15 protein-coding genes are annotated in these 14,151 nt (G+C 59.9%); 6 read left to right on the top strand and 9 right to left on the bottom strand.

Features of this window, described 5'->3' with window-relative positions; translation table 11 throughout:
* From yidD to PG892_RS06485, 6 genes are all read right to left on the bottom strand, one after another.
* Positions 1-249, bottom strand: a complete 249-nt coding sequence (gene yidD / locus PG892_RS06510; protein ID WP_010672280.1) for a membrane protein insertion efficiency factor YidD — start codon at positions 247-249, stop codon at positions 1-3.
* Entirely contained in the window at positions 216-575 is a 360-nt protein-coding gene (gene rnpA, locus PG892_RS06505; RefSeq protein WP_010672281.1) for a ribonuclease P protein component, read from the bottom strand. The genes yidD and rnpA overlap by 34 nt, the downstream gene beginning before the upstream one ends.
* Positions 575-709: a 50S ribosomal protein L34 gene (gene rpmH / locus PG892_RS06500; protein WP_005307156.1), complete on the bottom strand. Its 135-nt coding sequence runs from the start codon at positions 707-709 to the stop codon at positions 575-577. Before rpmH ends, rnpA begins: the two co-directional genes overlap by 1 nt.
* A 269-nt stretch (positions 710-978) precedes the next feature.
* The gene (locus tag PG892_RS06495; RefSeq protein WP_270825250.1) at positions 979-1,713 is read right to left on the bottom strand and encodes an amino acid ABC transporter ATP-binding protein; all 735 of its coding nucleotides are present in this window, start codon (positions 1,711-1,713) and stop codon (positions 979-981) included.
* Between the two features lie 12 nt (positions 1,714-1,725).
* Entirely contained in the window at positions 1,726-2,394 is a 669-nt protein-coding gene (locus tag PG892_RS06490) for an amino acid ABC transporter permease (RefSeq protein ID WP_210556354.1), read from the bottom strand.
* Entirely contained in the window at positions 2,395-3,153 is a 759-nt protein-coding gene (locus PG892_RS06485) for an amino acid ABC transporter substrate-binding protein (RefSeq protein WP_270825248.1), read from the bottom strand.
* Positions 3,154-3,463: 310 nt separating this feature from the next.
* On the opposite strand from PG892_RS06485, the gene dnaA reads away from it, so the two are divergent.
* The 4 genes from dnaA (at position 3,464) to gyrB (ending at position 9,535) form a co-directional block, all read left to right on the top strand.
* Entirely contained in the window at positions 3,464-4,834 is a 1,371-nt protein-coding gene (gene dnaA / locus PG892_RS06480; protein WP_039040645.1) for a chromosomal replication initiator protein DnaA, read from the top strand.
* Between the two features lie 83 nt (positions 4,835-4,917).
* Positions 4,918-6,021, top strand: coding sequence for a DNA polymerase III subunit beta (gene dnaN / locus PG892_RS06475; protein WP_039040646.1), 1,104 nt, complete (start codon positions 4,918-4,920; stop codon positions 6,019-6,021).
* Positions 6,022-6,023: 2 nt separating this feature from the next.
* A complete protein-coding gene (recF, locus tag PG892_RS06470; protein ID WP_010672287.1) occupies positions 6,024-7,127 on the top strand; it encodes a DNA replication/repair protein RecF in 1,104 nt (367 codons plus the stop codon).
* Complete coding sequence (gene gyrB, locus PG892_RS06465; RefSeq protein WP_010672288.1) at positions 7,124-9,535, top strand: DNA topoisomerase (ATP-hydrolyzing) subunit B; 2,412 nt, start codon at positions 7,124-7,126, stop codon at positions 9,533-9,535. Before recF ends, gyrB begins: the two co-directional genes overlap by 4 nt.
* Before the next feature lie 97 nt (positions 9,536-9,632).
* Here the strand turns inward: gyrB and PG892_RS06460 are convergent, their stop codons facing one another.
* Together PG892_RS06460 and PG892_RS06455 are read right to left on the bottom strand one after the other, a co-directional pair.
* Positions 9,633-10,598: a GlxA family transcriptional regulator gene (locus PG892_RS06460; protein WP_270825245.1), complete on the bottom strand. Its 966-nt coding sequence runs from the start codon at positions 10,596-10,598 to the stop codon at positions 9,633-9,635.
* 85 nt (positions 10,599-10,683) lie between these two features.
* Positions 10,684-11,454: an MBL fold metallo-hydrolase gene (locus PG892_RS06455; RefSeq protein ID WP_039040649.1), complete on the bottom strand. Its 771-nt coding sequence runs from the start codon at positions 11,452-11,454 to the stop codon at positions 10,684-10,686.
* A gap of 256 nt (positions 11,455-11,710) precedes the next feature.
* On the opposite strand from PG892_RS06455, the gene PG892_RS06450 reads away from it, so the two are divergent.
* Together PG892_RS06450 and PG892_RS06445 are read left to right on the top strand one after the other, a co-directional pair.
* The gene (locus PG892_RS06450) at positions 11,711-12,124 is read left to right on the top strand and encodes an Hsp20 family protein (RefSeq protein ID WP_010672291.1); all 414 of its coding nucleotides are present in this window, start codon (positions 11,711-11,713) and stop codon (positions 12,122-12,124) included.
* Positions 12,125-12,216: 92 nt separating this feature from the next.
* Complete coding sequence (locus PG892_RS06445; RefSeq protein WP_119197098.1) at positions 12,217-12,657, top strand: Hsp20 family protein; 441 nt, start codon at positions 12,217-12,219, stop codon at positions 12,655-12,657.
* 73 nt (positions 12,658-12,730) lie between these two features.
* Here the strand turns inward: PG892_RS06445 and PG892_RS06440 are convergent, their stop codons facing one another.
* Complete coding sequence (locus tag PG892_RS06440; protein WP_210556352.1) at positions 12,731-13,981, bottom strand: valine--pyruvate transaminase; 1,251 nt, start codon at positions 13,979-13,981, stop codon at positions 12,731-12,733.
* Positions 13,982-14,151: the final 170 nt, after the last annotated feature.

Below are 14,151 nucleotides of genomic sequence, written 5' to 3'. Positions count from 1 at the left end.
TCAGTTTCTTCGCTTTGGTTGCGGAACCGGGTCATAACCACCCTCGGATAAGGGATGGCATTTTAATAGACGTTTGCTGGCTAACCAAACGCCTTTTATGAAACCGTGAAGTCGGATTGCTTCTATCGCAAATTGGGAACAAGTCGGGGTGAAACGGCAGCGCGGCCCGAGCAGGGGACTAATGATTAGCTGATACAGGCGTATCAGTTTGATTGCTACCCATTGCAACGGCGTGACAGAGTGCGCCATAGCTTTTCCAGTAACTTGAACAGCGCTTCGTTGTCCATCTCCTTCACGCCACCCTTGGCGATCACGACGATGTCGATAGCGGGCAGATTGGCTTGATTGAGGCGAAAACTTTCCCGAACCACTCGTTTTACACGGTTGCGCCAGACGGCACGCTTGAGCGCCTTTTTGGGCACGGCGAGGCCAAGACGGGGGTGTTCGAGGGAGTTGGGGCAAGCAAGAAGCGTAATTTGCGGAGAAGCGGCCCGGACAGGCTCGGCGAAAACGCGTTTGAAGTGTTCGGGAGTTAACAGACGTAACTCCCGAGAGAAGGTGTGCTGGGTAGGCATTAGACTACCAGGCGGGCACGACCCTTGGCACGACGAGCGGCCAGAACTTTGCGGCCGTTGGCAGTAGCCATGCGAGCGCGGAAACCGTGAGAGCGCTTGCGCTTCAGGTTGGACGGTTGAAAAGTACGTTTCATGATTCGATTCCGTATTTCTGTACAGTTTTGATTGTCACACTTAGCCGACGCGCCAGCTATAGCGTGTGACGACTAGCAAAAGAGGCCGAATTCTAAACAGAGTTCAGCTTCTCGTCAATCCGCCGTTCCTTTCCATCTCGCCCCGTTCGTCGACCGAGCGGGATAATCTGGCAGGATCCGGAGGATCAAGGGCCCCGAATTATACTGGCAACCCGGGGTTAAACAAGGATCCCTCAAGAAAAAAGGCGGCAGAGCCGCCAAAGAGAGAGCTATTTAAGTACTTTGCGCAGGAATTCCCGGGTACGGGGATCCTGCGGATCGACCAATATCTGATCCGGCGGGCCCTGCTCCACGATCCTGCCTCCTTCCATGAAGATCACCCGAACGGCGACATCACGGGCGAACTCGATCTCGTGGGTCACCACCACCATGGTCTGGTGCTGGCGGGCGAGCTGCTTCATCAGGCCCAGCACCTCGTCGACCCACTCGGGATCGAGGGCGGAGGTGGGCTCGTCAAACAGGATCACCTTGGAGTGGGCCGCCATGGCCCGGCCGATGCCGACGCGCTGTTGCTGGCCGCCGGAGAGGGAGGCCGGGTAGGCATCCTGTTTCTCGGCGAGGCCGATATCCTTGAGGATGCCAAGGGCGGTGGCGCGGGCCTCCGCCTTCGGCTGCTTCCAGACGGTGATCAGCCCCTCGGCGATGTTGTCCAGCGCCGTCTTGTTGGCAAACAGGGCGTAGTTCTGGAACACGAAGGAGGCGCGCTTGCGCAGCTCGATGGCCTGCTGGTCGCTGGCCTTGGCCAGATCCAGTTGCAGGTCGTCGATGGCGAGTCGGCCGGCATCCGGGGTTTCCAGCAGGTTGAGGCAGCGCAGCAGAGTCGACTTGCCGGTGCCGGAGGGGCCGATGATGACAACAATCTCCCCCTTTTTCACCTCAAGATCGATGCTGTTCAGCACCTGATTTCCGTCATAGGCCTTGGAGAGGCCGGTTAGCTTGATCATGACTGGCCTCCTTTAATAAGCACGGTTGAGCCGCACTTCCAGCAGGTGCTGCAGGCGGGTGAAGAAGATGACCACGACCCAGTAGACCAGTGCCACCGCCATGAAGCTCTCGAAGAACTTGAAGGAGGAAGAGGCCTCCATCTGCGCCTTGCCCATGATCTCCGCCACTCCCAGGGTAAACGCCAGGGAGGTGCTCTTGATCATGTCGATGAAGTAGTTCATCAGCGAAGGTGTCGCGATGCGTGCAGCCTGCGGCAGGATGATCCGTTGCATCGCCTGCAGCCGGCTCATGCCGATGCTGAGGGCGGCCTCCATCTGGCTCTTGTGGATGCCGAGGATGGCGGCCCGGATGGACTCGGCCATGTAGGCGGCAAAGTGCAGGGTCAGGCCGATGATGGCGGCGGTGAAGGCATCCATTCCCACGAAGATGGGGAAGAGTTGCGGCAGCCCGTAGTAGAGCAGGAACAGCTGGACGAGCAGGGGTGTACCTCGGAAGAACGAGATATAGAGCATCGCCAGCCAGTGAATTGCAGGAACGCGAAAGACCCGTACTATCGCCAGGATCAGCGACAGTACGAGTGCCAATACGAATCCCCACAGGGCCATTTCCATCGTGGTGCTCAGGTATTTGAGCAGAATGGGAAACAGCCCTAGCGTGTACTCGAGGTCAAATTCCATCATTTATTTGCTGGAGATGTCCGCTGCGAACCATTTTTCGGAGATTTTGGTCAGGGTGCCGTCTTTGCGCATGGCGGTGAGGGCATCGTCAACCTTCTTCAGCACGGCCTGCTTTTCCGGGGTCTTCAGGAAGGGCAGGGCGTTCTCGATGGTTTCGAACGGTGCACCGGCCTGTTGCAGCGGCAGCTTGGATTCCTTGATCAGCTGGGCGGTGGAGACGCGGTCCATCACGAAGGCGTCGATGCGGCCCAGGGCGACATCCTGCTCGAAGGCGGAGTCATAGGTGCGGATGTCGATCTTCTTGTTGGGGTCGTTCTTGCGCAGCAGCTCTTCGAAGTTGGAGCCCAGGTTGACGGCGACCTTCTTGCCTTCCAGATCCTTGATGCCGTGGATGGTGTTGTTGCCCTTGCGGACCACGATCTGGGCACCGTCATAGACATAGGGCTGGGAGAAGGCGTACTTGGCCTTGCGCTCGTCGGTGATGGTGATCTGGTTGGAGATGGTGTCGACGCGGCCGGTTTCCAGCATGCCGAACAGGCCGGAGAAGCTGGCGGTCACGAACTCGACCTTGTAGCCGGTGCGCTCACCGATCTGGTTCCACATGTCCACTTCGAAGCCCTGCAGCTTGTCCTGCTTGACGAAGGTGAACGGGAAATATTTGCCGGACATGCCGACCTTGATGGTTTCCTGGGCGATGGCCTGGCCGGACAGGCTGGCCAGCAGAATGGCGGCGCCGGAAATCAGTTTGATGGTGGATTTCATGGGGATTCCTCTCTCTGTAGTGCTGTATTTTTAGTTGTAATCACGGGTTGGCGCTGATGTTATTGGAATAAAATATAAAAAATAAATGATATTTGGTTATATAAAATAACTATGGTTGCAGCGCGCCATTCTGTCCACATTGCCGATATCCGGCTGTGGGTAACTTTGGGGATGAAATGGGATCCTGGGGCGTTGGATCCTTGAAAGTCAAGGATCTTATTTGCTGGATCCGTGCGGCAGCAACTGGAGATCCGGCCACTAAAAACGTAGAATAGCCGGTCTTTACTTAATCAATTGACGGGAGTCTAGAGTGACTGCTTCGCTATGGCAGCAGTGCCTTAACCGGCTGCAAGATGAGTTGCCCTCGGCAGAATTCAGCATGTGGATCCGGCCGCTTCAAGCGGAGTTGAGTGACAATACTCTGACCCTGTATGCACCGAACCGCTTTGTTCTGGACTGGGTACGCGACAAGTACCTGCTCCGGGTCAACGGCATCATCAACGAGCTGTGCGGAGCCGACGCTCCCACCCTGCGTTTTGATATCGGCAATCGCCCTCATCCCGTCGCGGTCGCCAGGGCGCCGGCCCGTGGTGTCGATCCTGTGAATAACTCTCCCAAGAGCTGGGAAAACAAGGCCGAAAACAAGCCCGAGCCAAACCACAAGAGCAACACCAACGTGAACTATACCTTCGAGAATTTCGTCGAGGGTAAGTCCAACCAGCTGGCCCGTGCGGCCGCCCGTCAGGTGGCCGACAATCCGGGTGGTGCCTACAACCCGCTGTTCCTCTATGGCGGCACTGGCCTTGGCAAGACTCACCTGCTGCACGCCGTTGGCAATGCCATCAAGGATCGCAAGAAAGACGCCAAAGTCATCTACATGCACTCCGAACGGTTCGTGCAGGACATGGTGAAGGCGCTGCAGAATAACGCCATTGAAGAGTTCAAGCGTTATTACCGTAGCGTCGATGCCCTGCTCATCGATGACATCCAGTTCTTCGCCAACAAGGAGCGCTCCCAGGAGGAGTTCTTCCACACCTTCAACGCCCTGCTTGAAGGCAACCAGCAGATCATTCTGACCTCGGACCGTTATCCGAAAGAGATCAACGGGGTGGAAGATCGTCTCAAGTCCCGCTTCGGCTGGGGACTCACTGTGGCGATCGAGCCGCCGGAGCTGGAGACCCGGGTTGCCATCTTGATGCGCAAGGCGGACGAGAACCAGATCCATCTGCCGGACGAAGTGGCCTTTTTCATCGCCAAACGGCTTCGCTCCAACGTCCGTGAACTGGAAGGTGCCCTCAACCGGGTGATCGCCAACGCCAACTTCACCGGCCGCGCCATCAACATCGACTTCGTGCGCGAGGCGCTGCGCGATCTGCTGGCCTTGCAGGAGAAGCTGGTCACCATCGACAACATCCAGAAGACGGTGGCGGAGTATTACAAGATCAAGCTGGCGGATCTGCTCTCCAAGCGTCGCTCCCGCTCCGTTGCCCGCCCGCGCCAGCTGGCGATGGCGCTGGCCAAGGAGCTGACCAACCACAGCTTGCCTGAGATAGGGGATGCCTTTGGTGGCCGTGACCACACCACGGTTCTTCATGCCTGCCGCAAGATCGAGCAGCTGAAGGAAGAGAGTCACGACATCAAGGAAGATTATTCCAACCTGATCCGTACCCTTTCTTCCTGATAACGGAACGGAGTGCACAGATGCAGATTGCATGTTCCAGCCTGATCCGAATCCTTTCCTCCCAATAACAACGGAGAGCACAGATGCAGCTCGAAATTAGCCGTGAGGCCCTGTTACGTCCCCTGCAACTGGTGTCCGGTGCCCTGGGTGGCCGGCCGACCCTGCCCATCCTCGGCAACGTCCTGCTCGATGTCAGCAATGGCCTGCTGTCGCTGACCGGGACCGATCTCGAGGTGGAGATGATCGGACAGGTCTATCTCAACAGCGACAGCCAGGATGGCCGCACCACAGTGCCGGCGCGCAAGCTGCTGGACATCTGTCGCGGTCTGCCGGAGGGGGCGGAGATCCGTCTCAGCACCGAGGGAGAGCGCCTCATCATCCGTTCCGGCCGCTCCCGCTTCAACCTGTCGACCCTGCCGGCGACCGAATACCCGAACATCGAGGATTGGGAATCCGTGCTCGAGTTCGACATCAGCCAGCTGGAGCTGAAAAAACTCATCGACGCGACCCAGTTCTCCATGGCGAGCCAGGACGTGCGCTACTACCTGAACGGCATGCTGTTCGAGAGCGAAGGACACGGCCTGCGTACCGTGGCGACGGACGGTCACCGGCTGGCCACCTGCCGCCGCGAAGTGGTGGGGGAATCGCTGCCCGATCATCAGGTCATCCTGCCGCGCAAAGGGGTGCTGGAGCTGGTGCGCCTGCTGGAAGCGGAAGACAAGCCGGTACGGCTGCAAGTGGGCCGCAGCAACCTGCGCGCCGCCCTGGATGGCTTCATTTTCACCTCCAAGCTGGTGGATGGCCGTTTCCCGGACTGGCGCCGCGTCATCCCCCGGGGGAGTGACAAGGCCCTGATCGCCGGTCGCGAGGATCTGCGCCAGGCCTTTGCCCGTGCCGCCATCCTCTCCAACGAGAAATTCCGTGGGGTGCGTCTCAATCTGCAGGAAAACCTGCTGCGCATCACCGCCAACAACCCGGAACAGGAAGAAGCCGAAGAGCTGCTTGACGTACAATACGCCGCTGGCGAGATGGAGATCGGCTTCAACGTCTCCTATGTGCTGGACGTGTTGAATACGTTAAAATGTGACCAAATCCGGATCAGCCTGAGCGATTCCATCAGCAGCGCCATTATTGAGGATTTTGAGAACCAAGATGCCCAGTATGTGGTGATGCCGATGCGGATCTAGTCGTGTCCCTGGTCAAACTCCAGCTCAGCGACTTTCGCAACATTCAGCACGCCAGTCTCGCGCTGTCTCCCGGCCTCAATATCCTGGTCGGGAGCAACGGCAGCGGCAAGACCAGCGTGCTGGAAGCCATTCATTACCTTGGTCTCGGCCGCTCGTTTCGTACCCATTTGACCGGGCGGGTCATCCGCCAGGGCGAGCGGGCCTTTACCCTGTTTGCCCAGTGCGAGCTGGAGGGGCGTCAGGTGCCCATCGGGCTTGCCAAGGACAAGGGGGGCGAAACCCAGCTCAAGATCGCCGGTGCCCAGGCCCAGCGCCTGGCCGATCTGGCGGAGCTGTTGCCGGTACAGTTGATCCACCCCGATGGTTTCAGCCTGCTGACCGGTGGGCCCCAGGCCCGCCGTGCCTGGCTCGACTGGGGTGTTTTCCATCAGGAGCCGACCTTCTTCTCCCTCTGGGGGCGGGTGCGTCGGCTGCTGAAGCAGCGCAATGCCTTGCTGCGCCAGAGCACCCAGTATCGTCAACTGGCGTTCTGGGATCAGGAGCTGGTGCGACTGGGTGGCGAGCTGGCGGGTTTTCGCGCCAGTTATTGTCAGGCCATTACACCCCTGATCAAGGAGATGACGGCAGATTTTCTGCCGGAGTTCGATATCAGTCTTGGATTCTATCGAGGCTGGGAAAAAGACACTCCCCTCGACGCATTGCTGGAGGCGGGGTTCGAACGGGATCGTTCGCTGGGGTACACTGGGGTCGGTCCGCAGAAGGCGGACGTGCGGCTCAAGGCGAACGGCGTGCCCGCGCAGGATATTTTGTCCAGGGGTCAGCTGAAGTTGCTGGTCTGTGCCATGCGGCTGGCCCAAGGGCTCTATTTGAATCAACATAGCAGCCGCGGCTGTATTTTTTTAATTGATGATTTTGCCTCTGAACTGGATGTCGACAAACGTCGTCTGCTGGCCGCAAGGCTGAAGCAGTGCGCGTCCCAGGTGTTCATCACCGCCATCGATACCGGTCAGCTCGCAGACATGATGGATGCGAGTGACTGCAAGCTGTTCCACGTGGAACAAGGCAAGATCTCCGAAACGTTAGAGAAGGCAGAGAGTAAGCTATGAGTGAAAATACTTACGACTCCTCGAATATCAAGGTGCTCAAGGGCCTGGATGCGGTCCGCAAGCGCCCGGGGATGTATATCGGCGATACGGACGATGGATCGGGCCTGCACCACATGGTGTTCGAGGTCGTCGACAACTCCATCGACGAGGCTCTGGCTGGCTACTGCTCCGATATCCAGGTCAAGATCCATTCCGACGGCTCCGTCTCCGTGCGCGACAACGGTCGCGGCATTCCGGTGGACATCCACCCGGAAGAGGGCCGCTCCGCCGCCGAAGTCATCATGACCGTGCTGCACGCCGGCGGCAAATTCGATGACAACTCCTACAAGGTGTCCGGCGGTCTGCACGGTGTGGGCGTCTCCGTGGTAAACGCGCTTTCCGACAAGCTGCTGCTGACCATCCGCCGCAACGGTCATGTCTACGAGCAGACCTATCACCTGGGCGAGCCGCAGGCACCCCTCAAGCAGATTGGTGACAGCACCGGTACCGGGACCGAAGTCCGCTTCTGGCCGAGCCCGACCATCTTCAGCGACACCCTGTTCCACTACGAGATCCTGGCCAAGCGTCTGCGCGAGCTATCCTTCCTCAACTCCGGCGTCTCCATCCGTCTGATGGACGAGCGTGACGGCCGCGAGGCGCACTTCTGCTACGAAGGGGGCATCAAGGCCTTCGTCGAGTACCTGAACCAGAACAAGACCCCGATCCACCCCAAGGTGTTCCACTTCACCACTGAGCAGGACGGCATCGGTGTCGAAGTCGCCATGCAGTGGAACGACGCCTATCAAGAAGGGGTCTACTGCTTCACCAACAACATTCCGCAGCGGGATGGCGGTACCCACCTGGTGGGCTTCCGTACCGCGTTGACCCGGACGCTGAACAACTACATGGACAAGGAGGACTACAGCAAGAAGGCCAAGTCCGCCGCCAGTGGTGACGACGTCCGTGAAGGTCTGATTGCCGTTATCTCCGTCAAGGTGCCTGATCCCAAGTTCTCCTCCCAGACCAAGGACAAGCTGGTCTCGTCCGAGGTGAAGACCGCCGTGGAACAGGCGATGGGTGAGAAGCTGGCGGACTTCCTGCTGGAAAACCCGGGCGACGCCAAGATCGTGGTCAACAAGATCATCGATGCGGCCCGTGCCCGCGAAGCGGCCCGCAAGGCCCGCGAACTGACCCGCCGCAAGGGCGCGCTGGATATCGCCGGTCTGCCCGGCAAGCTGGCGGACTGTCAGGAGAAAGACCCGGCGCTCTCCGAACTCTACATCGTGGAAGGGGACTCTGCTGGTGGCTCCGCCAAGCAGGGTCGCAACCGGAAGAACCAGGCCATCCTGCCCCTCAAGGGCAAGATCCTGAACGTGGAGAAGGCCCGTTTCGACAAGATGATCTCCTCCCAGGAGGTGGGTACCCTGATCACCGCTCTGGGCTGTGGCATCGGTCGCGACGAGTACAACCCGGACAAGCTGCGCTATCACAACATCATCATCATGACGGATGCGGACGTCGATGGTGCGCACATCCGTACCCTGCTGCTGACTTTCTTCTATCGTCAGATGCCGGAAATCATCGAGCGTGGCTATGTCTTCATCGCCCAGCCGCCGCTCTACAAGGTGAAGAAGGGCAAGCAGGAGCAGTACCTGAAAGACGAAGACGCATTGTTGCAGTACCAGACCGCCATGGCGCTGGACGGTGCGACCCTGCACGTCAACGAGTCTGCCCCGGCCATCGGTGGCGAGGCGCTGGAGCGTCTGGTCAACCAGCATCGCTCCGTGACTCACCTCATCACCCGCATGTCCCGCCGCGCCCCGGAAGCCGTGCTGACCCAGCTGATCTATCAGCCTGAGTTGAACGAAACCCTGCTGGCCAGCGAGAGCGATCTGCAGACCTGGTGCCAGAGCATGGAAGCCGTGCTCAACGAGAGCAACCACGGTATCCAGTACCAGATGCAGGTACGCCGCGACGAGGAGCGCAGCCTGTTCGTGCCCCACGCCGTGGTACGCCAGCACGGGGTCGACCGTGAATATCCGCTGAGCTACGACTTCCTGCAATCCTCCGAGTACCGTCAGCTGGTCTCCCTGGGCAAGGAGATCGCCAACCTGATCGAGGAAGGCGGTTACATCAAGCGTGGCGAGAAGGTGAAGCCGGTCGCCAGCTTCGTTGAAGCGGTCGAGTGGCTGATGGGCGAAGGCAAGCGTGGCATCTACATCCAGCGCTATAAAGGGCTAGGGGAGATGAACCCGGAGCAGTTGTGGGAAACCACCATGGATCCGGAAGCCCGTCGCATGCTACGCGTCACCATCGACGACGCAGTCGGCGCCGACCAGCTCTTCTCCACCCTGATGGGTGACGCCGTAGAGCCCCGTCGCGACTTCATCGAGACCAACGCCCTGCGGGTTGCCAACCTCGACGTCTAACAGACGGTCCGACAACCATCAAAAGCCGCTCCTCGTGAGCGGCTTTTTGTTTTCTGGGGCAAGGAAAAGGGCGCGTTCCACGTGAAACATGTGGGACCTAGACTCTGTCACCGCGAAAGGTGCGGCGCCACTCCCGCGGCGACACTCCGAAGCGGGCGCGAAAGTGCTTGCGCAATATGGTGGCAGATCCGAGCCCCACCAGTTCGGCGATGCGTTCCACGGTGTGGGAGCTGGACTCCAGCAGCGTCTGGCTGCGGCGCAGACGCTCCGCCATCAGCCACTCCCCGAGGGAGAGACCGGTGGCGAGCTGGAAGCGGCGGCTAAAGGTGCGTCGGCTCATCATGCAATGTTCCGCCAGGCTGTCCAGGGTGTGGGGCGCGGCCAGGTGCAGGCGCAGGTGATCGAACAGCTGGTTGATCCTGGCATCCCGGGTGGAGGCGGGTACCGGCTGCTCGATGAACTGGGCCTGGCCACCCTCCCGGTGGGGAGGCACCACCAGCCGCCTGGCCAGCTTGTTGGCAATCTGGCTGCCGTGATGCTGGCGAACCAGATAGAGGCAGCAGTCCAGGCTGACGGCGGTGCCAGCCGAGGTGATGAGCCCGTCGTCGTCGACGTAGAGGGCATTGGTATCGAGCCGCACCCGGGGGAAGCGCTGGACGAACTCCTGTTCAAATTCCCAGTGGGTGGCTGCACCGCGCCCGTCCAGCAGGCCGGCATAGGCCAGCACATAGGTGCCGAGACAGAGCCCCACGATCTGGGCTCCCCTGATCCGGGCGGCAACCAGGGCATCGAGCAGGGGTTGGGCGGGGCGCTCGGCCGGATCGCGCCAGAAGGGGATGATGATGATATCCGCCTCCAGCAGACCCTCCAGGCCATAGTCGGCCTCCATGCGAAAGCCCTGGGAGGAGGCGGGTTGTCGCGTGTCATCCCCGGCGCAGAGTCTCAGCTCGAACAACGACTGGCCCGGCATCATCTTGTCGCCAAAGATGAGGCAGGGCACCGAGCAGTGAAAGGGGCTGAAGCGATCGAAGGTGATGACGGCGACGATGAGGGGACGGGGCATGGTGGCAAACTCCTTTGCACTCGGATCCCCATCATACGGGGCAGCAACAGAAAGCCGAAGAGCCATGTGGTGCCCGGCCCCCCGCTCAGAGCACCATGGTGTCGCCATCCTCGGGCACCCTTACCCGGGCGGCCATCCCCTGGCTGTCCAGGTAGTCGCGCAGCTCCCGCCGGGACAGCAGGGCATGATTGACCGCCTCCATGTGGCTGGCGATCAGGGTGGCCTGCGGGGCGGCCTGATAGACGGCGGCCACATCCTCCTTGCCCATGATGATGGCGCCCAGACCCGTCACCTGGGCATCACCGCAGTTGAGGACGACAACCTCGGGTTGGTGCCGGTGCAGCGCTTGTTCAACCTGGGCATTCCAGACGGTGTCGCCGGCCAGATAGAGGGTCTTTTCGGCGGGATGGGAGAAGACCACTCCGCTGACCTCGCCAAGGCGATCCCCCAGCAGGGCCATGATGGTATCGCTGCCGTGTCGGCCTTCCGTCTGTTGCAGGCGGATGCCGGCGAACTCGCCGACCTCGCCCAGCAGGCGCACATCCTCGAAGCCGCATCCCCTCATGGTGTCGGCATCTTTTTGATGCTGCACGAACAGGGGAAGGTGCTTGGGGATCTTCGCTTTCGCGACATCGTCCCAGTGATCCAGATGGTCATGGGTGACGATCACCGCATCCACCTCCAGCAGGGTCGCCATGGGCAGCGGCAGCTCGACCAGGGGGTTGCGAAGATGGCTGTTGGCCATGCCTTCGAAGCCGGGGTAGCTCCCCTTGGGGGCCAGCATGGGGTCGATGAGGAAGCGGGTTCCTGCGTAGTGGATGAGCAGGGTGGCGTTGCGAACCTGGGTAATCTTCATGGCGTGCTCCGGTTTCTCGTTGGGGACACGGCCAGTATGGAGGGATGAGGGACGGATCATGAGTGGCCCGCAGGCCTATTATCGATCTAATCGGGCCATTTTTGATGGCCTGCATTTCTTTTGTTTTTACCCCTTGAAAGCCAAATGTTGGCCCCTATATAGATAACAAGGCCGGAACGCTCGACAGAGGTTTCGACCAGGCGCCCGTCCATCAGGAGGGCAAACAATCCGTTATCGCTCACAAGAGGGTAATACTATGCGTTCTATCGACTTTTCTCCGCTCTATCGTTCTGCCATCGGTTTCGATCGTCTGGCCACTCTCATCGAATCTGCCGCCAGCAATGGCAATGCCGGCTATCCCCCCTACAACATCGAGCAGCTGGGTGACAGCGACTACCGCATCAGCATGGCGGTGGCGGGCTTTACCCAGGAAGAGCTGGAGCTGAGCTTCCAGGAAAATCTGCTGACGGTGAAGGGCAGCAAGCAGGCCGACACCGAGCGCAACTACCTCTATCAGGGGATCGCCGAACGCGGCTTCGAGCGTCGCTTCCAGCTGGCCGACTATGTGCGGGTGAAGGGGGCCGACCTGAAGAACGGTCTGCTGCACATCGACCTGGTGCGCGAAGTGCCCGAGGCGATGAAGCCCCGCAAGATCGAGATCAACGGCTGACAGCCTGACCTCGTTGCATTGCTGATGTTTCCCGGGTGCCGATGGCGGGCCCGTGGAGAGTAAACCCTGTTGCTTTATAGAAGGATAGGATCATGCGTAACCTCGATTTTTCTCATCTCTATTCCAATGCCGTCGGCTTCGAGCGGATGGCCCGCGAGCTGGAAGGCCTGTTCGATCAGAAGACCTCGGCCTACCCCCCGTACAACATCGAAAAGCGGGATGACGACAGCTACCTCATCACGGTTGCCGTGGCCGGTTTCGATCGCAATGAGCTGGAGCTGGAGACCGAAAACGGTACCCTCAAGGTGAAGGGGCGCAAGGTCGCCACCATGGGCGAGCGCCAGTTCCTCCATCAGGGGATCGCCGAGCGGGACTTCGAGCTCGCCTTCAAGCTGAGCCAGCACGTGGAAGTGCAGGGGGCCAGGCTGGAGCACGGTCTGCTGACCATAGAGCTGGCCCGGGAGCTGCCGGAAGCGCTCAAGCCCCGTGCCATCCCCATCGGCAAACCCGATCAGCTGGCACTGCCCGGTTAAACAACATCGCTGACCACCTGATAGAAAAGAGGCCTGCATCTGCAGGCCTCTTTTTTTCATGCCGAAGGGGGAATCAACCGGCGTAGAGGGCGTTGATCTCGTCGGCCAGGATGGCGATGCCGCGACGCACCAGATCTTCGCTCTGGGCATAGTTGAGGCGGATGCACTCCTGGCTGTGGCGCCACTCGGGGTCGTCGATGCCGGGGAAGAAGTAGTGGCCGGGCACGATCAGCAGGTTCTTCGCCTTCAGTCGCTCATACAGCTCCTGGCAGTGGATCGGCAGGTTTTCGAACCAGAGCCAGAGGAAGAGGGCTCCCTCCGGCTTGTGGATGTGGAAGCGCGGATCCGGAATGGCCTCGCGCAGCAGCTGGACCGCGAAGGTGGCTTTCTGCTGGTAGAAGGGTTTCACCACCTGTTCGCTCAGGGTGATGATGTCACCGCTCTCGATCATCGGAATGGTGATGGCCGGACCCAGGCTGCCCGGCGCCAGATTGATGATGCCGCTCAGGTTGGTGATGGCCCGGATGATCTTCTCGTCGGCGATGACGATGCCGCAACGGGTGCCCGGCAGGCCGAGCTTGGAGAGGCTCATGCAGAGGATGGTGTTGGCGTTCCAGAACGGCTTGGCGTCGCTGAAGATGATGCCGGGGAAGGGCACGCCGTAGGCATTGTCGATGAGCAGCGGGATCCCCTTGTCACGGGCGATCTGATCGAGGTGCTCGATCTCCTCGTCGGTGAGCACGTTGCCGGTGGGGTTGGTCGGCCGGGAGACACAGATCACCCCGATGTCGTCGCCCACCTGCAGGCTCTCGAAATCCACGTGGTATTTGAACTGGCCGTCGGGCAGCTTCTCGATGGTGGGCTTGTAGGCGACGAAATGATCGTACGAGAGGGCCGAGTCGGCATAGCCGATGTATTCGGGGGCCAGGGGGAACAGCACCTTCTTCTTGCGACCGTCGGCGAACTCGCCGGCCAGCAGGTTGAACAGATAGAAGAAGGCGTTCTGGCTGCCATTGGTCAGGGCGATGTTGCGGGCGGAGATCTCCCAGCCCAGCTCCTTGCTGAGCAGGGTCGCCAGCGCCTTGGTGAACCTGTCCTTGCCCTGGGGGCCATCGTAGTTGGCCATGGCCTTGATCAGTTCGCCGTTGTCGAGCAGGGTATTGGCCTCGGCCTGAAAGCGTTCCAGCATGGCGGGGATGGGGGCCGGATTGCCGCCTCCCAGCATGATGGCGTCGGGATTCAGCAGCCCTTGATTGAGGTCGTCCATGAGTTGGGTAATACCGGCGTGGCGAGTGAACTTCTCGCCGAACAAGGAGAATTCCATTCGGTGGCAAATCCAGAGTCAGTTAAGGGGGGAGCTAGCACCATAGCTCACTTCAAAAGCGGGTGTCGATCAAAAAAACGGGGCGTTTCACGTGGAACAGGGTTGCCATGATGGAGGTGGTAAAAAAAACCATTTATAGGTTTTAAAATAACCAATATTCGATTCAGGAA

This window comes from Aeromonas sp. QDB68, from assembly GCF_027707405.1.
GTDB lineage: Bacteria > Pseudomonadota > Gammaproteobacteria > Enterobacterales > Aeromonadaceae > Aeromonas > Aeromonas caviae.
This window is presented reverse-complemented; position numbering and strand designations above follow the sequence as displayed.